Annotated in this window: 21 protein-coding genes; 9 read left to right on the top strand and 12 right to left on the bottom strand. The window is 37.2% G+C overall.

What is annotated here, in order from left to right; genetic code table 11:
• Positions 1 to 4: 4 nt before the first annotated feature.
• Together BM107_RS14700 and dapF are read right to left on the bottom strand one after the other, a co-directional pair.
• A complete protein-coding gene (locus BM107_RS14700; protein ID WP_090984610.1) occupies positions 5 to 1177 on the bottom strand; it encodes an efflux RND transporter periplasmic adaptor subunit in 1173 nt (390 codons plus the stop codon).
• 416 nt (positions 1178 to 1593) lie between these two features.
• The gene (gene dapF / locus BM107_RS14695; RefSeq protein ID WP_090984608.1) at positions 1594 to 2376 is read right to left on the bottom strand and encodes a diaminopimelate epimerase; all 783 of its coding nucleotides are present in this window, start codon (positions 2374 to 2376) and stop codon (positions 1594 to 1596) included.
• Positions 2377 to 2682: 306 nt separating this feature from the next.
• Between dapF and BM107_RS14690 the strand changes: the two genes are divergently transcribed.
• The gene (locus BM107_RS14690) at positions 2683 to 4233 is read left to right on the top strand and encodes a trypsin-like peptidase domain-containing protein (protein WP_090984606.1); all 1551 of its coding nucleotides are present in this window, start codon (positions 2683 to 2685) and stop codon (positions 4231 to 4233) included.
• Positions 4234 to 4291: 58 nt separating this feature from the next.
• On the opposite strand, the gene BM107_RS14685 is transcribed toward BM107_RS14690, so the two are convergent.
• On the bottom strand, positions 4292 to 4636 hold the full coding sequence (locus tag BM107_RS14685; RefSeq protein ID WP_090984603.1) for a four-helix bundle copper-binding protein: 345 nt from the start codon (positions 4634 to 4636) through the stop codon (positions 4292 to 4294).
• A gap of 435 nt (positions 4637 to 5071) precedes the next feature.
• On the opposite strand from BM107_RS14685, the gene BM107_RS14680 reads away from it, so the two are divergent.
• Together BM107_RS14680 and BM107_RS14675 are read left to right on the top strand one after the other, a co-directional pair.
• Positions 5072 to 5575, top strand: coding sequence for a hypothetical protein (locus tag BM107_RS14680; protein WP_090984601.1), 504 nt, complete (start codon positions 5072 to 5074; stop codon positions 5573 to 5575).
• A 281-nt stretch (positions 5576 to 5856) separates the two neighbouring features.
• On the top strand, positions 5857 to 6048 hold the full coding sequence (locus tag BM107_RS14675) for a cold-shock protein (RefSeq protein WP_090984599.1): 192 nt from the start codon (positions 5857 to 5859) through the stop codon (positions 6046 to 6048).
• A gap of 74 nt (positions 6049 to 6122) precedes the next feature.
• Here the strand turns inward: BM107_RS14675 and BM107_RS14670 are convergent, their stop codons facing one another.
• Positions 6123 to 7244, bottom strand: a complete 1122-nt coding sequence (locus BM107_RS14670) for a TlpA family protein disulfide reductase (RefSeq protein WP_090984597.1) — start codon at positions 7242 to 7244, stop codon at positions 6123 to 6125.
• A gap of 443 nt (positions 7245 to 7687) precedes the next feature.
• On the opposite strand from BM107_RS14670, the gene BM107_RS14665 reads away from it, so the two are divergent.
• From BM107_RS14665 to BM107_RS14655, 3 genes are all read left to right on the top strand, one after another.
• Positions 7688 to 8368 (top strand): succinate dehydrogenase cytochrome b subunit, encoded by a 681-nt coding sequence (locus tag BM107_RS14665; RefSeq protein ID WP_090984595.1) that lies wholly within the window; start codon positions 7688 to 7690, stop codon positions 8366 to 8368.
• Positions 8369 to 8387: 19 nt separating this feature from the next.
• Complete coding sequence (locus BM107_RS14660; RefSeq protein WP_090984592.1) at positions 8388 to 10367, top strand: fumarate reductase/succinate dehydrogenase flavoprotein subunit; 1980 nt, start codon at positions 8388 to 8390, stop codon at positions 10365 to 10367.
• 66 nt (positions 10368 to 10433) lie between these two features.
• Positions 10434 to 11204 (top strand): succinate dehydrogenase/fumarate reductase iron-sulfur subunit, encoded by a 771-nt coding sequence (locus BM107_RS14655; protein WP_090984590.1) that lies wholly within the window; start codon positions 10434 to 10436, stop codon positions 11202 to 11204.
• A gap of 573 nt (positions 11205 to 11777) precedes the next feature.
• On the opposite strand, the gene BM107_RS14650 is transcribed toward BM107_RS14655, so the two are convergent.
• The 5 genes from BM107_RS14650 to BM107_RS14625 form a co-directional block, all read right to left on the bottom strand.
• Positions 11778 to 13739: a M56 family metallopeptidase gene (locus BM107_RS14650; protein WP_090984588.1), complete on the bottom strand. Its 1962-nt coding sequence runs from the start codon at positions 13737 to 13739 to the stop codon at positions 11778 to 11780.
• Complete coding sequence (locus tag BM107_RS14645; protein WP_090984584.1) at positions 13736 to 14113, bottom strand: BlaI/MecI/CopY family transcriptional regulator; 378 nt, start codon at positions 14111 to 14113, stop codon at positions 13736 to 13738. The genes BM107_RS14650 and BM107_RS14645 overlap by 4 nt, the downstream gene beginning before the upstream one ends.
• A 210-nt stretch (positions 14114 to 14323) precedes the next feature.
• Positions 14324 to 14965, bottom strand: a complete 642-nt coding sequence (locus BM107_RS14640; RefSeq protein WP_090984582.1) for a response regulator transcription factor — start codon at positions 14963 to 14965, stop codon at positions 14324 to 14326.
• Between the two features lie 2 nt (positions 14966 to 14967).
• Positions 14968 to 15759: a sensor histidine kinase gene (locus tag BM107_RS14635; RefSeq protein WP_090984580.1), complete on the bottom strand. Its 792-nt coding sequence runs from the start codon at positions 15757 to 15759 to the stop codon at positions 14968 to 14970.
• Positions 15760 to 16375: 616 nt separating this feature from the next.
• A complete protein-coding gene (locus tag BM107_RS14625) occupies positions 16376 to 16753 on the bottom strand; it encodes a hypothetical protein (RefSeq protein WP_090984576.1) in 378 nt (125 codons plus the stop codon).
• 283 nt (positions 16754 to 17036) lie between these two features.
• Between BM107_RS14625 and BM107_RS14620 the strand changes: the two genes are divergently transcribed.
• Entirely contained in the window at positions 17037 to 17267 is a 231-nt protein-coding gene (locus BM107_RS14620; protein WP_090984574.1) for a response regulator transcription factor, read from the top strand.
• Between the two features lie 125 nt (positions 17268 to 17392).
• Here the strand turns inward: BM107_RS14620 and BM107_RS14615 are convergent, their stop codons facing one another.
• Genes BM107_RS14615 through BM107_RS14605 form a run of 3 tightly spaced genes read right to left on the bottom strand, consistent with a single transcriptional unit; the run spans position 17393 to position 19363 of the window.
• Positions 17393 to 18190, bottom strand: coding sequence for an ABC transporter permease (locus tag BM107_RS14615; protein ID WP_090984572.1), 798 nt, complete (start codon positions 18188 to 18190; stop codon positions 17393 to 17395).
• 1 nt (position 18191) lies between these two features.
• Entirely contained in the window at positions 18192 to 19100 is a 909-nt protein-coding gene (locus BM107_RS14610) for an ABC transporter ATP-binding protein (protein WP_090984570.1), read from the bottom strand.
• A 5-nt stretch (positions 19101 to 19105) separates the two neighbouring features.
• A complete protein-coding gene (locus BM107_RS14605; protein ID WP_090984568.1) occupies positions 19106 to 19363 on the bottom strand; it encodes a hypothetical protein in 258 nt (85 codons plus the stop codon).
• Between the two features lie 262 nt (positions 19364 to 19625).
• Here BM107_RS14605 and BM107_RS14600 point away from each other — a divergent pair, with 262 nt between their 5' ends.
• The gene (locus tag BM107_RS14600; RefSeq protein ID WP_244278817.1) at positions 19626 to 20651 is read left to right on the top strand and encodes a sensor histidine kinase; all 1026 of its coding nucleotides are present in this window, start codon (positions 19626 to 19628) and stop codon (positions 20649 to 20651) included.
• A gap of 56 nt (positions 20652 to 20707) precedes the next feature.
• A complete protein-coding gene (locus BM107_RS14595) occupies positions 20708 to 21457 on the top strand; it encodes a LytR/AlgR family response regulator transcription factor (protein WP_090984566.1) in 750 nt (249 codons plus the stop codon).
• Positions 21458 to 21564 lie beyond the last annotated feature (107 nt).

The following is a 21564-nucleotide window of genomic DNA, read 5'->3' as shown; positions in this document are numbered from 1 at the left end:
ATTGTTATTTCTTGATCTCAGCATAAACTGAATCGGCACTTTTTTCTTCTGGTTTGATTTTTGTTCCGTCTTTTAACGATTGGAAGCCTTCCAAAACAATTTTATCTCCACTTTTAAGGCCTTTGGTTACTACATAGAACTTTCCTTTGGCCAAATCCATAATCTCAATTTCCGTGTTAATTACTTTAGCAGAGTCACCTAAAACATAAACGAACTTTTTACCCTGTAAATCGATTGTTGATTTTTGAGGAATTAGAATGGCATTCTCAATGTGCTGCGGAACCCTTACAGATGCGCTGGCGCCATTTTTTAATAAAGACGTGGGGTTAGGGAAAGTGGCTCTTAAACTTGCAGAACCCGTGCTGGTATTAATCTGTCCGTTAATGGATTCAATTTTACCATTTTGGGCGTAAACTGTTCCATCTGCAAGTACCAGACTTACTGCTGGAATATTTTTCATTTGCTGGGCCAAAGTATTTCCTTTATATGTTCTGGAAAAATCAAGTAGTTGTTTCTCATTTAAAGAGAAGTAAGCATAAACCTTTGATATATTGGAAACTGTTGTTAAAGGCTGTGTACTGGTACTGCTTACTAAACTTCCATTTCTGAAAGGAATACTGCCAACTACACCATCAACAGGGCTCTTAACAGAGGTATAGCCTAAGTTAACCTGTGCATTTACCAGTTCAGCCTTTGCCTGTGCCAACGCTGCTTTTCTGCTTTGCAATGTTAATTGGGCAGCGTCAAGATCGTATTTGCTAATAATGTCTTTTTCTACCAATGGCCTGGTTTTGTTTACGGTTAACTGGGCAGCATTAACATCAGCCTCTGCACTACTGATGGCCGCTCTTGCTGTGCGTACCTGTTGTTCGTACTGAGGCGCATTAATGGTGAAAAGTAACTGGCCTTTTTTGACCACGGCACCTTCGTCAACAAAAATCTTTTCAATAAAGCCATCAACTTTTGGGCGGATGTCGATATTTTGGATACCTTCAATGGTTGCAGGATAATCAGAATCTAAAGTGGTATTTTGTGTATTTACGGTAAAAACCGGATAGGCTTGTGGACCAGCTGCCGCAGCAGCAGCTGCTGCTTTTTTCGCATCATCATTGTTTCCGCAAGATGCTAAAAGCATACCAATGCTCATGCTAAAAAAGAGAGTTGTAACTTTTCTCATGGACTATTTCTGTGTGTGTATAAATTTGAATTTCCGGGAATTAAGAGCGTCGCCAAAAATTATGACTTCGATTTCCGGAATTATTTTCCAAAAATAGCGCCTAAGCAAAAATATATCTGTCCAAATTCTGTCATTTAATCAATCGATTGATTTATTTTCGGGGTTAGATACGTCTTATGTGTGATTAAAATATTGTTTATCAGTGTTTTAATCGTTTTTTGTATTCTAAAATGACGCTTGTAAATATCTTGAGACAGTTGTTAAAAGCTGTTAAATTGCTTAAAATAATCTTATTTTTTTGATTGGTCCTGTTTGTTTTACTAAACAGAAAATGGCATTGGTGTATATTTTACACTAAATGCTCGATCGTTGCTAAATACGTTAAGTTTCTGAAAATTGATCGTTAAGCAAACGCACTAACCCACTTCTCCCTCGAAAACCAATTTGGCCGGTCCACATAAAAATACATTGGTAAATACTTTACCATCGTAATCGAACTCTATTTTAATGTCGCCCCCCAAAACCTTAATATCAGTTTTAATATGACCGGTTTGGTTTTTATGTTTGGCCATAGCCATGGCAACCGCCGTAACGCCGGTACCACAAGCATAGGTTTCATCTTCAACACCACGCTCATAAGTGCGGACAAATAAATGATCGCCTTTGTCTTCAACAAAGTTGACATTAATGCCTTTTTCTGCATAGGTCGAATTATAGCGTATATTTTTTCCCTCGCTAAAAACATCAAAATCTTTTAAATTACTTCTCAGTGCAACGTAATGAGGCGAACCAGTATTTAGTACGTAGGCTTCATTATCTTTTGTAATGGTATCAACATCAATCATTTGTAGATCGATCCATTCTCCGTTTTCTGAAATTCTGGCATAATGTGGGCCATCAACTGCCAAAAAGTTTGTTTCCCGATCAATGATGCCGAGTTGTTTGGCAAAGGCCACAATGCATCTGCCACCATTGCCGCACATGCTTCCAGGTTTACCATCTGCATTGAAATAATGCATTTCGAAATCATAATCCTCATGTTTTGTAATAAACATTAATCCATCGGCGCCAATACCAAATCTCCTATGGCATAGCTGTTCAACTAATTGGTTATCAATGTCTTTTAATTGTTCGTTGGTGTGGTCTATTAAAATAAAATCGTTGCCTGCGCCCTGGTATTTAAAGAAATTAATTTTCATGAAAGCTTCATTTTCTAGTGCAATATTTGAGATGCGAAAAGCCAGTTAATGATTTGTGTTTTTTGATTTAACATTTTTTAACACAAAACTAAGTGCTTTGATGATACAAATATCGTTTATATGGTATTAAATTTGAACAAACTTACTCAACAAAATTTAAGCAGATGAGAACTGCTGGAGCACTCTGCTTAAATCAAAATAAAACGCTCCTGCAAACATACTTTAATAAATGAATATTATGAGCTAAACCATTAGCTAGCAAATTAGTTTATAATAAATCATGACCATTAAAAAACATACAGAAACATGAAAAAAATATTAGGAATTACCGTGTTAGCTGCTTTTATAGGTGGGGCAGCAGCAATCGGAGGTTATAAGCTATTTGAGCGTAACCAGACAGGCAGTACAATTACTGATAAACAGAATTTGTATTTTGCCAATAACCCACTAAAAGTGTCATCAGCTGGTACTGCAGATTTCACCCAGGCGGCAGCGGCAGTGGCACCGGGTGTAGTGCATATCAAAACAACTTACGCTGCACAAAGTGGTGGTGGCAGAAGTTCTTCTCCTTTTGACATGATGGAAGATTTCTTTGGTGGCGGTGGCCGTCAGATGCAGCGTATGCCTAGAGCAGCATCAGGTTCTGGTGTAATCATCAGTCAGGATGGTTATATCGTAACCAATAACCATGTGGTAGAAAATGCAGAGAAGGTTGAAGTGGTTTTAACAGATAGGCGTAAGGTAGAGGCAAAAATAATTGGCCGCGACCCCAATACGGATTTAGCATTAATCAAGGTAAATGCAACTGGTTTGCCTGTTGTAAAGATGGGTAATTCAGATAATGTACAAGTTGGAGAGTGGGTATTAGCGGTTGGTTTCCCGTTAGATTTAAATACAACGGTAACAGCGGGTATTGTAAGTGCGAAAAACCGAAGCATCGGTATAATCGGCCGTGAGCAACAAGGTAATGAAATTACAGAGGAGGAATATCGCGAATACCAACGTACCGGCAAAAGACCAGATCGTCCGGCTAATACCAGTATTGAATCATTTATCCAAACAGATGCTGCCATTAACCCTGGTAACAGCGGTGGTGCACTTGTAAATGCCAATGGCGAATTGGTGGGGATTAATTCGGCAATCGCATCACAGAGCGGATATAACCAGGGATATGGGTTTGCTATTCCGGTTAACCTGGCCCGCAAAATTGTAGACGATTTTATGAAATACGGTTCTGTTAAACGTGGTTATATTGGCGTTAACTTTGTGCCGTTAAGTGGTGAAGAAAAGCCTGAAGGTATAAAGACCAATGAAATAAGTGGTTTGTATGTGAGTGATGTAGTTGTCGGAGGCGGTGCTGCTGCAGCAGGTATTAAAGCAGGTGACGTAATTAAAAAAGTTGATGGAGTAGTAATTAACGATTCACCTGATCTTCAGGAAAGGGTAGGCCGTTTAAATCCTGGAGATAAAGTTAAGTTAACCGTATTGCGAGATGGTGCGCTTAAAGATTACACCGTAACGCTAAAAGGAGAAGCAAGCGTTGGCCTTACGGCTAAGAATACGGCTGGCAAAGGCATGGAAGTTTCTAAACTAGGTGCAACTTTCGCTCCGGCTACTCAAGCACAAAAAGCGAAATATGGAATCAACAGCGGTGTGGTTGTAACATCGGTTACTACCGGTAAAGCTTTCGATAATATCGGAGTAGAAAAAGGTTTAATTATCACCAAGGTAAACGGACAACCTGTAAATTCTGTGGCTGATGTTCAAAAAGCATTGCCTTTAGGCAGAAATAATATGGTGAGCATTTCTGGTGTGAGCGAGCAAGGCTCATATAACTACAGTTTTCCTGCACAGTAATTAGTTGTAATAAATAGTTAAAAGGCTTCCCAATTTGATTTGGGAAGCCTTTTTTATTTTAATCCTGATTGATTGTTTCGTGGTTGGCATGGCAGGCATCTGCGCATTCTTCGCATGCCACTGCACACTGCCTGCAGTGTTCATGATCGTGCTTGCTACATTCAGCTGCGCAAAGTCTGCATATTTCTTCGCACAACAGTAAATATTGATGTCCTATAATCGAATCTCTCTGCAATAATCTGGCCGCTTGGGTACAGATATCAGCACAATCCCTATCCAGTTTAATGCAATCGATCATCATGTTGATATCTTCTTCTTTCAAGCAAGATGATGCACAGTGTTCACAAGCTAGCGCACAATCCAGTAAGGTTTGGATTAAAGCATGGTTGTTTCTCGTTTCCATATTGTAATTGTTTTAGTTACACATGTTTTATAATAATAACCTGCCAGCCTGTTAAACAGTTTTTTTTAAATTTAGTTTACGTGGTATATTGTTTTATGTTCAATATACGATAACCTTATCTGACACCTTAGTAATCTTACCTATACATTTGTCTTTTCGCTGCCAGTGAAATACAGGCCATCTCCAAATGAAGATTGTTGAATCAGTTTCAATATCTGTACATTTTGTGACCTATTATCTGGCAATATTTAAGTGTTAACTGTTAAAATATCTTAAATCTTAGCTACTCAGCCTTGTTCCTGATACATAAATCAATATTCATCCGTTTTTCATAATCAAGATATAGCTTCGTTATCATCGATTGTTTACCAGCCCTTAGGGAGATTGATTAATTTTTTATAGTTCCACATTAGAATCAACAAAAAACTGAATATTATGGCTTTAGCTAATACTAACCTCAGCGTAAAACAATATTTCAATTTCATGTGCAGAACGGATTTTGAAAGGCGGATATTTCATGATACTTATAAAGAATTTCAAAAAAGATCAGCCATATATAGTTTAGATCAACAGCTGCATACCTTCTCTGAGATGCAGCAAGCAGATAAAAAGGCCATTGCACTAAATCAGAAGCTTCAGTACGCGGTGATGAACAGCATTGCAGCCCTGGAGTATAAAATGCCTGTTTTAAGTGACCTTGAAAATCGTCCAGTCATTTTTGATTATGCTGAGCTACATATTTATGCTTCAGATCTGCGAAATAAAGCAGCGCATGTTGTGTCCATTACCTATACCAGTCCGGAACTTGTTTTACACGAGATTGTTGATGACTTGCTGATCATGAGCTATAGCGCCAAAGAATACGAAACATTGGTTGTAAAGATTTCCGAGAATGTGACGGTGAATTATGATCAAAGCAAAAGTCTTGTTTTTAGCTAATTTTCCACCTATTCATAGATAAGGTACAGCAGATTATGAAGCGATTTTTATGGTCAATCTGTACGCGTTTTAGGCAGAAAAATCAAAGTTGACCGTCGTTCTGAAGGTGTTTTATTTCTAAACCGTAAACAAAACTCGATAAATCGTCGGCCAAGATACTTTAATGAATGGGCTCTAAAGGGCAAATAGTCAATATATTTATAGATTTTAACATAATAAAAAATAAAAAATTTATTATGGGTATTTAAGCCTATCTTTGGTGTAAATTAAAATACAATATAATGCAACAAGGAACAGTAAAATTTTTTAATGAAACTAAAGGTTTCGGATTTATCATTCCATCTAATGGCGATGCCGAAATTTTTGTTCATGCTTCAGGCTTAATCGATAACATTCGCGAGAATGATACCGTAAACTACGATGTAGAAGAAGGTAGAAAAGGCCTAAATGCGGTAAATGTTAAAGTAGCTTAAGAAAACTCGAATACATAAATCGTAAAAAGTCCCGATGTAAATCGGGACTTTTTTTATGAGCCAGGTTTGCGTTATTATTGATTGGCTAAATGTTTGCCTATTTCACTGTCCACAAAATCAAGTGAGAGGTCATTATTGCTGAGCACTATGCCATTTCTATCTGCCAAAAAGAAATATGTTGCGCTATAATTACTTAAGTTTTTTGCGTTAGGTGATTTTTCCCCCAAAAGGTCCGAATATTGCGGCCAGGTCAGTTTATCGGCTTTAATTACTTTTTTCCAGCTATCTTTATTCTTATCGAACGATACACCAATGAATTCTACGTTCTGATCCTTATATTTTTCGTAAAGATGAGCCAATATCTGGTTGTTTTTTCTGTTTTTTCCACTATAGGAAACCCAGCAGATAATTAGGTTAACTTTTTTCAATACGCTCAAATTAAACTTTTTCCCATCAGGTGTTTCGCCTTCGATGTGGGGCATTTTATTTCCGGCCATCATTTGGTTAGCCTGCATAATTTCTGAAAGCAGTTTTTTGCCTCTTTTGCTTTCCTTTACCTCCTTATCCAAGCCTTTAAAGATGGACAGGTATTTTTTAGCTTCAGAACCTGCTCTTCCAAATCTGTCTAGTAAAAATATAGTAACGTCGGATTTAGGATGATTTTTGGCAAAAATTTCAATATTATTCAGTTCTGAACTAATTTTTTTGGCTCTCCATATATCAGCCTTTTTCGCCTTTTCTGCAATATTATCAGGGGTAGCGAGGTTGAATTCACGCTCTGCGAGCGCCAAGCTATCCAGCAGGCTTCTGTTCATTGCCTCTTTTTGTTTGTAAAAGCTGATCATTTCTTCACCTTCTTTAGTCGGTAAGATTTTAAACGGGTAAGTCGCGGCGTTTTTTCCGTCAAGAACCCCCTTATAATTCCCCTTATCCAAATAAAAGGAATATTCTTCATCATGACCATCGTCATATGTACTCAATATGGCGTAACCTTTTTTGGGCATGTTAATTCTGAACGTTTGGTTGCCATTGGTAATATTTTCGACTTTTAAGGTTTCGCCGTTTTCTGAACTTTTGACGGAGATCACCGCATTGGGCCCGAAATTTTTAGTTTCGAAATTAAAAATAGCAGGAGCAGGATCACAGCTATAATAGAAGCAGGCAAATAAAATAAGTAAGTAGCGCTTTTTTTTCATATTGATCAATTGGCGAAGTAATATAACGAAAAAATTAGTTTTAAGACGAAATTTTTAGTTCGATTATGTTTGATCATTTATCTAAGATATTGGCTTATTATCAGGAGTTTTTTTGTCAGATTTAACATTCAAGCGTTATTTAATCACGCAACGCTAAAAACAGGTAATAAATTGGGCATTTATTTCGACAGCAGTAACGTATCAGCCAGGCAACCTGATGTTATTGTGATTTCTCAATGTTCTGAAAACCTTTGAACAGGCCACTACATTTAACTGATATTAAAATCGAAACGCTAAATAAGCATATATTCTTTCGATTAATTACGAATATGCTTTAGAATGTTTCTAAATAAATGTTTTATCGCTGTTTTGTCATAATCGTTTATAAATTAAACTCATAATTAGATATTTTTGCAGGAAATTTAGATATAAATCCTAATCAAATGAGTGGTTTCGGAAATGCACTTTCTTCATCAATAGGAAGAAAATACGTAATGGGTATTACAGGGATATTCCTGATACTTTTTTTAATTGTACACGCTGGTATTAATTCGTTAATATTTCTTGACGATAATGGTTTGAAATTTAATATTGGAGCACATTTTATGGCTACCAACTGGATCATTAGAGCAGGCGAGTACATATTGTTTTTAGGTTTACTTGTGCACATTTACCAGGCAGTTAACCTAACTATCCAAAATAAGAAAGCAAGACCTGAAGGTTACGCAGTTTATAATGGTAGTGCTAACAGCAAGTGGTACAGTCGTTCAATGGGCTTGTTGGGGACTTTACTGTTAATTTTTCTTGTTATTCACCTGAAGGATTTTTGGGTGGTTTCCCGTTTTACAGGAATTCCGACTGTTGATGCCAACGGAAATGAAGATTTATATGCAGTAATGAAAGAGAAGTTTCAGGATCCGGTTAGGGTTGTTGCTTACGTTTTGTTAATGATTTCTCTCTGTTACCACTTATTACATGGTTTTGCATCCGCATTCCAAACAATGGGATGGAACCATTCAAAATATAATGGAATTATTAAACGTGTTGGTGTATGGTATGCCATAATTATTTCGATCGTATTCGCATTAATGCCAATTGCAGTTTACACACATTTAATTGATTAAGTTTTAGCACAAAAGATATATGTCAGATATTAATTCAAATATTCCGGAAGGCGAATTAGCCAGTAAATGGACAAAATATAAGTCTTCTGTGCCTTTGGTTAACCCATCGAACAAAAGAACTATTGAAGTAATCATTGTTGGTTCAGGTTTAGCAGGTGCTTCAGCAGCGGCTACTTTGGCTGAAATGGGTTATAAGGTTAAATGTTTTTGTTTTCAGGATTCACCACGGAGAGCACATTCTATTGCTGCTCAGGGGGGGATCAACGCAGCAAAAAACTATCAGAATGATGGTGATAGTGTTTATCGCCTTTTCTACGATACGATTAAAGGAGGTGATTATCGCGCCCGCGAGGCCAATGTGCATCGTTTGGCAGAAGTAAGTGCCAATATTATAGATCAATGTGTGGCACAAGGTGTGCCTTTAGCCCGCGAGTATGGAGGTTTGTTAGACAACCGTTCATTTGGCGGTACACAGGTTCAGCGTACTTTCTATGCTGCTGGCCAAACCGGTCAACAGTTATTATTGGGTGCATATTCTGCCTTAGAACGCCAGATTGGTATGGGTAAAGTAGAGATGTATACCCGCCACGAGATGCTTGAGGTTGTTAAAATTGATGGCAAAGCACGTGGTATCATTGCCCGTAACTTAATTACAGGAGAAATCGAACGTCACTTCGGTCACGCCGTTGTATTAGGAACAGGTGGTTACGGTAACGTATTCTACCTTTCTACCAATGCAATGGGAAGTAATGTGACTGCAGCCTGGAAAGCACATAAGCAAGGAGCTTATTTTGCAAACCCTTGCTACACGCAGATTCACCCAACCTGTATCCCCGTTTCTGGCGATCATCAATCTAAATTAACCCTGATGTCTGAATCGTTGCGTAACGACGGACGTATCTGGGTTCCTAAAAAGAAAGATGACAACCGTAAAGCTTCAGAAATTCCTGAGGATGAAAGAGATTATTATTTAGAACGCCGTTATCCTGCTTTTGGTAACCTGGTTCCCCGTGATGTGGCCTCTCGTGCAGCGAAAGAGCGTTGCGATGCAGGTTATGGTGTTGGTGCTTCTAAATTGGCTGTTTATTTAGACTTTAAAGCCAATACAGAGCGTTATGGAAGAATCGAAGCGGCTAAGGCGGGTAACCACAATCCGGATAAAGAAACCTGCATGCGTTTAGGTACAGCGGTGATTAAGGAAAAATATGGTAACCTGTTTGATATGTATGCGCAGATTACTGGTGAAAATCCTTACGAAACGCCGATGCGTATTTATCCGGCAGTTCACTATACCATGGGTGGTTTATGGGTTGATTATAACCTAATGACATCGGTACCAGGCTTATATTGCACCGGAGAGGCTAATTTCTCTGATCATGGAGCCAACCGTTTAGGTGCATCTGCTTTAATGCAAGGTTTAGCCGATGGTTATTTCGTTTTACCTTACACTATAGGTGCTTATTTATCAAAAGAAATTTCTACCAAAGCTATCCCGACTGATCACCCGGCGTTTGTAGAGGCAGAAGAAAGGGCAGTAGGCATCTTAAATAAGCTGATCAACATTAAGGGAACGAAGTCTGTAGACCATTTCCACAAGCGTTTAGGCCACATTATGTGGGAGAAATGCGGTATGGCACGTAACGAGAAAGGCTTAAAAGAAGCCATTGAGGAAATCAGGGCATTACGTGCTGAATTCTGGAGTGAGGTTCGTGTTCCTGGTGCAATTAATGAGCTTAATCCTGAACTTGAAAAAGCAGGCCGCGTAGCTGATTTTATCGAACTAGGTGAGTTGATGTGTATTGATGCCTTAAACCGCAATGAAAGTTGTGGTGGCCACTTCCGCGAAGAGTACCAAACAGAGGAAGGCGAAGCATTACGCGATGACGTAAATTACGCTTATGTAGCCGCCTGGGAATTTAAGGAAGGTGTAAACTTCGAACTTCACAAAGAAGAACTGAAGTTTGAAAATATTAAAGTTGCACAAAGAAGTTATAAATAGCAGAGCGCATGGTGCAAAGTGCTTTCAAGCGCTCTGCTCTATGCTCCCCGCCTAAATCTCAATATCATGAGTACAGGAAATATGAACTTAACGCTAAAAGTTTGGCGTCAAAAAGATAACAAAACCAAAGGTGCTTTGGTAGATTATAAATTGGCCGATATTTCACCGGATATGTCTTTCTTAGAGATGTTCGATGTATTAAACGAACAATTGATTAACAAAGGTGAAGAGCCGGTTGTATTCGACCATGATTGCCGCGAGGGTATTTGTGGAATGTGTTCAATGTTTATCAATGGCCGTCCGCACGGACCAAAAGATTTAGTTACGACCTGCCAGTTGCACATGCGTTCATTCAAAGATGGCGATACCATAGTTGTTGAGCCTTGGAGAGCTGCTGCTTTTCCGGTAGTAAAAGATTTAACTGTAGACCGTTCGGCGTTTGACAGGGTTATTGCTGCCGGTGGTTTTATTTCAGTAAATACCGGTAATGCACAAGATGCAAATAATTTACCAATCCCTAAAATGCAGGCAGATGCGGCTTTCGAAGCGGCTGCTTGTATTGGTTGTGGTGCTTGCGTAGCAACTTGTAAAAATGCTTCTGCAATGTTATTTGTATCGGCTAAAATTTCACAACTGGCTTTATTGCCACAAGGCCAACCGGAGCGTTATCGTCGGGTACAAAGCATGGTTGCGCAAATGGATGCTGAAGGTTTTGGTAACTGTACCAATACCGGTGCTTGTGAGGCGGAATGTCCTAAAGGAATTTCTTTAGAAAACATCGCACGTATGAACCGCGATTTTGCAACTGCCAAATTTATTTCAGAAGAAACTGTTTAAACATTATACTGTATTTCTGGTTTACTAGCCAGATACTGAGCCTCCACCTAGTGGGGGCTTTTTAGTTTGGCTTAAGTTGTTTTAGTATAATAGTAATGCCCTGGCATTATTATTTTGATAAATTTAATAAGGAAATTTTCAATGCTTTTTAAGCAGGCAGATGGTTAAAGCAATACTTGTTTCACACAATTTTAGACTATTGTGAAAACATATGAAACTTTATGTTTTGAAATCGAAAGGTTGCAAAATAGATTGCCTCCAAAATAAAAGTTTGCGAAAGTTGCAATAATCTTATGTCTGCATATTAAAATTTTGCATTTTTGGAAATTTTATTCTGCATTATTTGTATATGTATTAAAGTTTTTATAAATTTAATCTTCCGAGACAGGAGAGAAAACACGAAACCCCGGCAATTTTGCAGGGGTTTCGTGTTTTTTTGGAAAATTAAATTTTTAGTATTGTTCAATTAATTTTGATGTGATACTGCTTTTTTAGTGGTAATAATTATCACTCCATATTTACCTTTTTCACTATATAATTTTTGAGAACCAGCATCTTTTATTACCTCTATTGCTAAAAGCTAGCATCTTTATCTACTATAGTAGCCTCTTTTGGGTTAAATGGGCTAAAAATATTATATTTTGGCGCTTTACTGGTTACCAAAATTACACCGCCTTTCGCTTTTGGTCCATATAAATCCGTTGCGGCTTTATCTTTTAATACCTCCATTGATTCGATATCATCTGGATTAACCTTACCGAGCAGATCATTATCTGCTAATTTAACACCATCCAAAATGATTAGCGGATCAACATTGCTACCCGTTGTCAATCTGATTTTGTCGTCAGAAATATGGCTTGTTTTTGTTTCTGTTATAGGATTGGCGAGTGTGAAATTAACATTGATATTATACTTTACCCTTACGGCAAAGCCATTTTTAATGCCCGGATTCCATTTTGGCGATTCTTTTAAAACCCTTATCGCTTCTTCGTCAGTACCACTTCCTAAACCGCGGGTAATCTGTACGTCAGAAAGGGAACCATCTTTTTCAACCACAAAACTAAGGAAAACCTTACCCTGTACATTGTTATCCTGTGCAATCTTTGGGTACTTTATATTGCTGCCCACATATTTATAAAATTTGGCTATGCCGCCCGGAAATTCCGGTTGTTTCTCGATGGAAACAAAATCATAGATGTCATCTGTATTCTCAGATTTAATACCGCTGGTTCCGGTATTTTCAGGAAGATAGGATAGGATATTAATTTTGTTCAGATTTATATACCCGCCCGATTTAGGCAATAAGCTGTTTTTAAATTCTTTTGAGGATTCAGGAATGCTAAAACCTACTGTTAGCGCATATTTGCCATCAGCAACAGTTTTAAACCCTTTATAGGATAAAATAACCCTTATCAATTCTTCATCGCAGCCAGTACCTAATTTTACATTTGATGCGATATGGATGACCTTACCTCCTTCAACATTAAATCTTACCTGTGAATTACCTTGAATCTGATTACTGTTTGCTGCTTTCGGATATTTGATGTTTACCGCCAAAAATTTATAAAATCCCTTCCAGTTGGCATCCGTGTTACCATCAACAGAAGTTGTTTGTGCCTTAACAGTTTTCTCTTGCGTTGTAACCATGTTTTCAACCATTTCTATTGGCTTATCCATTGGGATTTGATCGGTAATAGATATCAGCTTCTCATTTTTACGTACTGTGGCAGATGAAAACAAAATGAAAAGCGCGAATAGCGGAATAAAAATTCCATACTTTAAGATAGCAATCTTTTTAGAGCGCTCTTTATGAAGCATGAAAATTCTCTTTTTGATCAGCGATTTTTCTAAAAAGCCGTTTGTTAAGCTATTTGGTGAAATACCGAATGATTTACTAAGTAACAACATGGCGTATGCTGCCTTGTCGCCTTGAAACTCGGCTGCGAGTTCGTCAGCTAAATATTCGTGGATATTTTTAATAGTTTTCTTGTAAAAATAAATCACCGGGTTTAGCCAGGTAATAATTCCTATAATTTCAAAAAATAAAATATCCAGCGTGTGCCACTGCTTGATGTGTGCTTCCTCATGGATATCAATCACATCCATCTGTGGTAATCCCTGATCAATCACTTTTCTGCCGAAAAAAGAAAATGCTGAGCCAGCTTTACTTATTGTGAAGAGCTTTTTTACGGCCAGTAAGTTAAATATGAATTTGCCAGAAAAGAACAGGATTCCTGCACAGTAAATATATACAAGTGCATTTCCCCAACTAAAGCCATCGTTACGTTCGGTTACAATTGTTGCCTGCGCCAACACGGCTTCCCAATTAACTGATGTGTAAACCTGCTGCGCGGCTTTTTGTTCCGTTAACCACTCTAAACGGATAAATGGAGTGCATAAAGACAGAACTCCGGCAGCTACTAAATAAATACGGTTTAAAGTGAAGTAGGTTTCTTTATCTAACAGTAATTTGTAAAAGCCAAAAAAAACAATTAAGTATAAATTTACCTGTAATAAGTAATGGGCAAAACTCATTTTGGCTTGTGTTTAATCTGATTAATCATTTTCAGAATTTCATCAACGTCAGTTAAATCCAGTTTTTCTTCTTTAACAAAGAAAGAAAACATACTCTCTACAGAATTCTCGAAGTAATTACCCAGGAGTTTTTCTGTAGCATGCCTTTTATATTCTTCTTTACTGATTAACGGGTAATACTGATGAGCTTTTCCGAAAGCTTCATGGCCAATAAAACCTTTGGTTTCCAAAATTCTAATGATGGTAGATACAGTATTGTAAGCAGGTTTTGGAAGGGGGAGCTCTTCGATTACCTCTTTAACAAATGCTTTTTCCAACTGCCACAGAACCTGCATGATCTGCTCTTCCGCTTTGGTTAAATCTTTAATTTCCATAATAGTTAATAATAATAAGGATGATAGCAAATTAATTTGCTTTTAACTAAAGTTAAAACTAATTGGTTAGGTGCCCAAATTTTTACCAATAATTATTTGAAAATAATCACATAGCGTTTTTATTACCACTATAGAACTTCTATCTACGGGGAAGTAATGGAAAGTACAGGATTTATATGTTTGATAATCAGGGTATTGTATGTTTTTAGGTTAAATGTTGATCAGGTTGTTTTTGATGCCGTATACCACTAATCCGGTGCGCGATCTGATGTTTAACTTGGCAAAAAGAGATTCTCTATAGTTGTCAACTGTTCGTGGACTTACATTCATGAGGTCGGCGATTTCTTTATAGGTAAGCTCAGTGCTGCAATATTGTAGAAATGTAAGTTCTCTGTCAGAGAATGTCGGTTTCATGTCGCCCTCTTTTAAAGCCAATAAAAGCCTTCCCGATACCAGCTCATTTACATAATAACCCTTATCTACAAGCACCTTAATGGCGGTCAACAGATCATAAGGTGTAGATTCTTTGAGCATGTATCCCCCGGCACCTGCTTTGAGCATCCCGATTATTGCTTTTTCATCCTCAAGCATGCTGAGTGCAAGTACATGAACATTTGGGTAATTGGCTTTAATCCATTTTGTAGAGGCAAAACCATCCATTCCAGGCATGTTGATGTCCATTAAAATTAGCTGAACTTCAGCATGGCGGTTGATTTTAGCCTGAAGGTCAATGCCATTCATGGCCTCGAATATTACTTCTATTTCATCAAATTCTTCCAGTAAACTGGCCAATCCGGAACGGAAGAGGGTGTGGTCGTCAACAATTGCGATGGAAATACTTGGCTGCTGCATAATTAAGGGTAAGGGATTTCAATTGTGAGTGAAGTGCCTTCTTCCGGCGCCGAATTTAATACTAATTTTCCATTGATCATCTCCATTCTTTTGTAAATAGAATTTAGGCCCATCCCTGTTTTTTTACCCTTCATCTCAACCGGATCAAATCCTATCCCGTCTTCAGCTACCTTTAGATGTAAAACGTTTTTGTCCAGATAGGCATTGATCTGTATATGTTTGGCGTGAGCATGTTTTATAATGTTGTTGATGATTTCCTGCAATAAGCGTAGAATAATCAAATCCTTATCAGGCGATGTGATTTGCAGATCAATTAACTGATTATTCACTTCCAGTTCATATTTGCCTGCTTTGCTAAGCCAGTTAATTTCCTGATCAATCGCATGGCCAATACCATTTTCTACCAGTTGTTCGCCATGTAATAGTTTGGCCAGCTCCCTTAACTCTTTAATGGATTTGTTAACAAGTGCCAAGGAATTGTCTATTTTCTTTTTGGCCTTCTCTCCGTCATTTAAATTTACGGAATTTAAGGTAAGGGTGGTGAGGCTGAGCAACTGGCCCACATTATCGTGCAATTCGGCAGCGATACTTTGCATGGTCTGATCTTGCACTTCTATACGGGTTTGGAGTATTTCTGATTCAAATTTCTGCTGCATATTCTGCTTTTCCAGAAAATGGTTCTTTTTATGCCGATTGTAAGACCTGATGTATAAAATCAAAAATACGGGCACAAGGAGGAATATAAGCGTTGCAATGGCGACTAGAAATGCAATTCTCGTTGTTTCATTCTGCATATAAAGGAATATAGCCAACAGCCATATAGAATAAGGTTTAATACGATATAAATACAATATTTCACAGTAGCAAAGCCTATAAGTTTAACGGAAAACAATCCATCAAAAAGGTTAGACATTGTACTGCCAAAGTAGTAAAACAGAACGCCTGTAATCCACCAGAATTCCGGATGTGAGTGGATCTCAATAAAGTTTTCATCTTTTAACAGCAAGTAATAATAGTAAAGGCAAAAAAGAGTAAAAATCACAGACATTACAGTAATTGTAACTGTATTTAAATTCGAAAAAGGTTGCGTAATTAAAAAGAAAATATAGGTTAGGCTTATAATACCCAAACCTATCAAAATTATAGGCTTGGGATTTATATATTTTTTCAGGCAATGGTAGAGGCCGTATAATATGGTGCTGATCTCAAAAACAAGATAAATATTAAATAACCATAAATTATGTATTCCTCTTATGGCTAAATAAGCTGCAGCCTCTTCTGTAATGAACGCCACAGCTAAATAGCAGGTAATCACCTTACCGAAAGCATTTTTATCTTTCCATATCATATTGAGTGCAGCTATAAAGCAAATAACCTCTGCTATAAATATGGGGGATAGATATCTCATTGTTATAAAGCTACCCCGCTGCATTGATCAGGACAGCCTTGACCGCGGTTTTCAATATTGCTTAGGTCATCATAATGGTCGTTTCCTCCAACGCCATTTCCCACTCTTGGGGTAGTTGGTACCAATAATAAAGTATTTTTTCCTTCGTACGATTTAGGGACACCATCAATTGCTCCTTCCAGGTATTTTGCAAAATAAATTCTTAAACCGTCATATTTGCCTTCACTCATTGATTTTGCAATGTCCAGAATCTGTTCAGCCGGAAACCATACTGCCTTAGTATAACATTCTGAAGCGTTCATGCCATCTTTGGCATAGGCATTAACCATAGCTTCTGCAACCTTCGGGTCGATAGGTTCGCTATTTAATTTTTTGCTCATAAATTTAGATAGTTTGTTTGTAAAAGCTTAAAAGTCGATAATAATTAATGATCTGTCAAGAAGTATTTGTAAATAAATACCGTAAAAATACCTTTCCATTTAGGGCGTTTTACGCTAGCATCATTCTTCATTTAGCCACTACTTTTGGTATACAATAGTAAGAAATAATTTTTTGCTATGGTTAAATAATGATGTCTACGCTATAAAAACAAATTTTTTAAACTTATTTCAAAATAAGTCTGTTTCGGTAAATTTTGATTTAACTACTTAATTCTCTCAAAAAATGATAACTAACATCCTATTGCAGGACAATCATGGTTCGATTAGTGAAAGAGAAATTGAAATCGTACACCTTTTATCAATGGGTTACAACAGTAAAGAAATTGGTGCAATGCTTTTTATCAGCGAACACACCGTTAATACGCACAGGAGAAATATGGTAAGAAAATTAGATCTAAAAAATTCTTATCAATTGATTGTTTGGGCGTTCAAAGAAAGAATACTGTCTCTATAAGAGTTAAGATATATACAACCTCTCAGTCTAAACAAAAAGCCTGCTATTTGATACTAAAGTCAATTCAGCAGGCTTTTATTTGTGGGTATGTTTATAAGGGGAAATGAACTTTGATCTGAGTGCAATTACTTTATGCTCTTTTTGGTTACAATAAAGTAGCCAATGATAAAAAGAACTGAGGCATAAATTAAACTTGTCCATATTTCCTGGGTAAAAACAGGGAAAGCTAATGGATCATCACCTTGTTTTACCTTAGTTATTCTTAAAGCCAGCGTTGGCAAAGAATAGGGGTTCAGGTAAGCATATTTCCAACCTATGTTGGCCGTGATAATCCCCATGATGGTGCCTACAAAACCAATCCCCATTGGCTTAAGAAAATCGCTCCATAACAAGCTGAATATAAATTGTAGGGATAAAATGCCCAAAGAGGCTAAAAATAATTTGGTATAAGAATTAATCAGAATTTTTAACGGATTGTATTGATCAAAGTTAAATTTAGGGACCATTAGCTGCAGTAAATGTCCAAATGCAAAAGTAAGTGTGGCAAATAAGAATAAACAGATAAATATCAAAAGTATAGCATACAGGTATTTTGCCGAATAAATTGAAAACTTTTGGAGAGGCTGGGCAAATAACATTTTCCAGGTATCGTTTTTGTGTTCAATATTGTTGACCGAAAAGGCCATAAATATGACATAAAAAGGCATGATCAGGAATCCCATTACATTTAGTGATGCGCCACTATAGCGTGCCCACAACAGTATGGGAGGGTAGTGGCCAGCAATGATTTTTTCAGCGTCGTAGTAAAAACCAGAACTGATTAAACCACAAATGATGAGGGGTAATAAAATGGCGGCCCAAAAGGCCAGGGTTTTCCTTGATTTATAGAATTCTGATCGTAAGGAAATATAAAGAGCATGCATGTTAGTTGGCTTTAGTGATGTCAAGGAATAAATTTTCGAGATCTTTTCGTTGCTGGTACAGGCTGCTCACAATAAAGCCATTCTGGATTAATAATGTATTTAGCTCCCCGCTGTTTTGAGAAGAAATAAATGGTAAAGTAATAATCCGCTCTGTTTTGGCTGTAACTTCATATCCCTGCTTGATTAACAAGGTGCATGCATCTTCAATATTGTTAACTTCGATTTCGAGGCTGGGCTTGCTCAGTAAATGAAGTTCGTTAATCGTACCTTGAAATAATAATTGACCTTGGTTTATAATGCCAACATGTGTTGCCGTTCTTTCTATTTCTGCCAATAAATGGCTTGAAACCAGTATTGTTTTTTGATGTTTTGTGGCTAAATCGATCATGAGGTTCCGGACTTCAATAATGCCATTCGGATCCAATCCATTGGTAGGCTCATCCAGCAGGAGTAATTCAGGATCTGAGATTAGTGCCTGTGCAATGCCCAGGCGTTGTTTCATGCCCAGCGAATATTTGTTGGCTTTTTTATTTGACGCTTCTGCTAAGCCTACCAGTGACAGCATTTCATCAGCCTTTGCTTTTTTAATGCCCAATAAGATACAACGGTTAACCAGGTTTTCTTTTCCTGTTAAATGGCCATAAATAGCCGGTTGTTCTACCAAAGCGCCTATACGTTTAAGGACCGATATGCGGTTGCTGTTTATTTCCTTGCCAAATATAAAAACCTGGTCGGATGGTGACTTCAATAGGTTCAGCAGGATTTTGATGGTAGTGGTCTTGCCAGCGCCGTTAGGTCCTAAAAAACCATAAATGCTCCCTTTCGGGACCTGTAAAGATAAATCTTTTATTATAGCCTGGTTGTCAAAGTTAAAGTTTAAACCTACGGTTTCGATAGCGTAATTACCCATTACTACTATTTGAAAATAGCAGTCGCCTGTTTCACAATAGAACCTGATGTTTTTGCAGGTTTTACAACTATTTCTGCATCATTCTGATTGGTGTTAACGGTAAGCGTTAAAATAATCATCATAAATACTGGTAATAATAAAAGTAAAAATGGCGATGTGTTTGCTAACTTTTTCATGATCGATGGTTTTATTTGAGAGATTGTGAAAACACCGTCAGTAATTACTGTTTGATTTTTGAATTGGATTGCTGATGATGTTTTCATTTTGTTTTCGTTTTGATGATTCAAAGAAACTCAAGAAAAATAACCTGCTAAAATCTATTATACCAAGTGTTCAAGATTCTAGATCAACAGACATTTTTGGCGTTTGTCGATAAAATTTGCCTATTGGGCCGTTGGTAGAAAAAAAATGCCCGTTGGTAGATTGTATAAGTAAATCGATAAAACTTTATTTATTTTGGATGCATGAAAAGTGGTATGGTTTTCCATGTTTGACTAGCTGCTATTTCTGGTAAATAATTTGTAAATGAAAGAAGGTAAAGGCGCTTTAATATTGCACAGTATTTTTTGGGCAACTATAGTGATAATTGCGGTTGTAATTGTAATCACAACGAGCTCAGGAATAACGCTGAAGCGGGAATTTATTTCATTTGGTGTATTTGGAATCCTAAATATTTCACTTTTCTACATCAATTACATTTTTTTGATTCCTGAACTCATTAAAAGAAGAAAAAAGTATTGGCTTTATGTTTTTGCTTTTTTTCTGATGATTGCAGTTTTTGCATTAATTAAGACAGTCATTGCTGTCTTATATCCTGCCGATATGATGATGGTGAGGGGCAAGGCCGCTGAATACAATGTAAACGAATATTATGCAGGAAAAGCTTTTGTTGGTGGCTTTTTCATGATCAGTAGCTGCATTATCAGATTTACTATTGATTGGTTTGCGAGCGAGCGGATTCAGCGTAACTTAGAAAGTGAGCGTCGTGAGATGGAACTTCAGTTTTTAAAATCACAGTTAAATCCACATTTTCTTTTCAATTCACTTAACAATATCTATTCATTGGCCTATCAAAAATCGGATAAAACTGCCGATGCGATTATGAAGCTTTCTGAAATTATGCGCTACATGATTTATGAAAGCAATACGCCAACCGTAGCCTTAAGTAAAGAAGTAGATTACCTAACCAGTTATATTGAATTGCAGAAGATACGTTTTAAGGATGGTGCTTATATTGAACTGACTTTGAACGGTGAGATCGATAATCAAAAAATTGTTCCTTTAATGCTAATTTCTTTTGTTGAAAATGCATTTAAACATGGTGTGGTAACCGATCCCGAAGAACCCGTTAAAATCAATATCATTGCCAACCAGAAGATTTTGCATTTTAGTGTAGTGAATAAGAAGAATCAGCAAAATAAAGATGCACAGGGTGGAGTTGGGTTAACCAATGTAGAACGACGGTTACAATTGGTTTATCCTGACAGATATAAATTAAATGTTGTAAATTCGGCTACTCATTATACCTGTGAACTGATGATTGACATATAGCCGGAAATAACCAAGCATAAGCCGGATATTGTCATTAATTAAAATAATAACCTAAAATGAACCTAAACTGTATTGTTGTTGATGATGAGCCTTTAGCGCTTGATATTTTACAGGATTATATTTCTAAAGTGCCTTTTTTAACCATGGTTAAAAGGTGCGAAAACCCTATCGAAGCTTTGCAGATTGTTCAGGGCGGGGGAATCGATCTGGTGTTTTTGGATATTCAGATGCCTGAGTTAACCGGAATCCAGTTTTTAAAAATCGCTGGCAATAAATGCCATTATATATTAACCACTGCCTACCCGCAGTATGCTTTAGAAAGTTACGACCTCAATGTTTCGGATTATCTGTTGAAACCGATTGCGTTTGATCGATTTTATAAAGCAGTAGAAAAGGTGCATAATCAGGTAAAACCGGTTGAAGTACCCGCTAGTGTAGCACAACCCATTGTTACACCTGCACCTTTTTCTGGTTCACCAAACCCGGTTCAGGATTATATTTTCGTTAAAACAGAACATAAGATCCAGAAAATTTACCTGCACGATATTTTATACATCGAAGGATTAAAGGATTACATCTCAATTTTTACCAAAGATGAACGTGTAATTACGCTGCAAAGCATGAAAAAAATGGAAGAAGCTTTGCCTCAAAGTCAGTTTATCCGGGTACATAAATCATATATTGTAGCCGTTGATAAGATTGAAAGTATTGAGCGTAGCCGCATTACCATTAATCAAAAAACGATTCCCGTTGGCGATACCTACCGCGATGAATTTTTTAGGGTGATTGGGAATAAGAATATTTAGCGTTATTGGTGTTAGTCTTTTAGCGCTTAAACTGGTTTCAGCATTTTTTTGCCACGGATTCACAGAAATACGGAGTACCTAACAAAAAATCGTCATTTCGAGCGGAG

Source organism: Pedobacter suwonensis (genome assembly GCF_900111825.1).
Classification (GTDB): Bacteria; Bacteroidota; Bacteroidia; order Sphingobacteriales; family Sphingobacteriaceae; genus Pedobacter; species Pedobacter suwonensis.
The sequence above is the reverse complement of the archived record's forward strand: the minus strand, read 5'-3'. Positions and strand labels throughout refer to the sequence as shown.

Excerpts from the sequence above, each read along its gene's own strand:
- BM107_RS14700 (WP_090984610.1), bottom strand. The coding sequence starts at position 1,177 with ATGAGAAAAGTTACAACTCTCTTTTTTAGCATGAGCATTGGTATGCTT.
- dapF (WP_090984608.1), bottom strand. The coding sequence starts at position 2,376 with ATGAAAATTAATTTCTTTAAATACCAGGGCGCAGGCAACGATTTTATT.
- BM107_RS14690 (WP_090984606.1), top strand. The coding sequence starts at position 2,683 with ATGAAAAAAATATTAGGAATTACCGTGTTAGCTGCTTTTATAGGTGGG.
- BM107_RS14685 (WP_090984603.1), bottom strand. The coding sequence starts at position 4,636 with ATGGAAACGAGAAACAACCATGCTTTAATCCAAACCTTACTGGATTGT.
- BM107_RS14680 (WP_090984601.1), top strand. The coding sequence starts at position 5,072 with ATGGCTTTAGCTAATACTAACCTCAGCGTAAAACAATATTTCAATTTC.
- BM107_RS14675 (WP_090984599.1), top strand. The coding sequence starts at position 5,857 with ATGCAACAAGGAACAGTAAAATTTTTTAATGAAACTAAAGGTTTCGGA.
- BM107_RS14670 (WP_090984597.1), bottom strand. The coding sequence starts at position 7,244 with ATGAAAAAAAAGCGCTACTTACTTATTTTATTTGCCTGCTTCTATTAT.
- BM107_RS14665 (WP_090984595.1), top strand. The coding sequence starts at position 7,688 with ATGAGTGGTTTCGGAAATGCACTTTCTTCATCAATAGGAAGAAAATAC.
- BM107_RS14660 (WP_090984592.1), top strand. The coding sequence starts at position 8,388 with ATGTCAGATATTAATTCAAATATTCCGGAAGGCGAATTAGCCAGTAAA.
- BM107_RS14655 (WP_090984590.1), top strand. The coding sequence starts at position 10,434 with ATGAGTACAGGAAATATGAACTTAACGCTAAAAGTTTGGCGTCAAAAA.
- BM107_RS14650 (WP_090984588.1), bottom strand. The coding sequence starts at position 13,739 with ATGAGTTTTGCCCATTACTTATTACAGGTAAATTTATACTTAATTGTT.
- BM107_RS14645 (WP_090984584.1), bottom strand. The coding sequence starts at position 14,113 with ATGGAAATTAAAGATTTAACCAAAGCGGAAGAGCAGATCATGCAGGTT.
- BM107_RS14640 (WP_090984582.1), bottom strand. The coding sequence starts at position 14,965 with ATGCAGCAGCCAAGTATTTCCATCGCAATTGTTGACGACCACACCCTC.
- BM107_RS14635 (WP_090984580.1), bottom strand. The coding sequence starts at position 15,759 with ATGCAGAATGAAACAACGAGAATTGCATTTCTAGTCGCCATTGCAACG.
- BM107_RS14625 (WP_090984576.1), bottom strand. The coding sequence starts at position 16,753 with ATGAGCAAAAAATTAAATAGCGAACCTATCGACCCGAAGGTTGCAGAA.
- BM107_RS14620 (WP_090984574.1), top strand. The coding sequence starts at position 17,037 with ATGATAACTAACATCCTATTGCAGGACAATCATGGTTCGATTAGTGAA.
- BM107_RS14615 (WP_090984572.1), bottom strand. The coding sequence starts at position 18,190 with ATGCATGCTCTTTATATTTCCTTACGATCAGAATTCTATAAATCAAGG.
- BM107_RS14610 (WP_090984570.1), bottom strand. The coding sequence starts at position 19,100 with ATGGGTAATTACGCTATCGAAACCGTAGGTTTAAACTTTAACTTTGAC.
- BM107_RS14605 (WP_090984568.1), bottom strand. The coding sequence starts at position 19,363 with ATGAAAACATCATCAGCAATCCAATTCAAAAATCAAACAGTAATTACT.
- BM107_RS14600 (WP_244278817.1), top strand. The coding sequence starts at position 19,626 with ATGAAAGAAGGTAAAGGCGCTTTAATATTGCACAGTATTTTTTGGGCA.
- BM107_RS14595 (WP_090984566.1), top strand. The coding sequence starts at position 20,708 with ATGAACCTAAACTGTATTGTTGTTGATGATGAGCCTTTAGCGCTTGAT.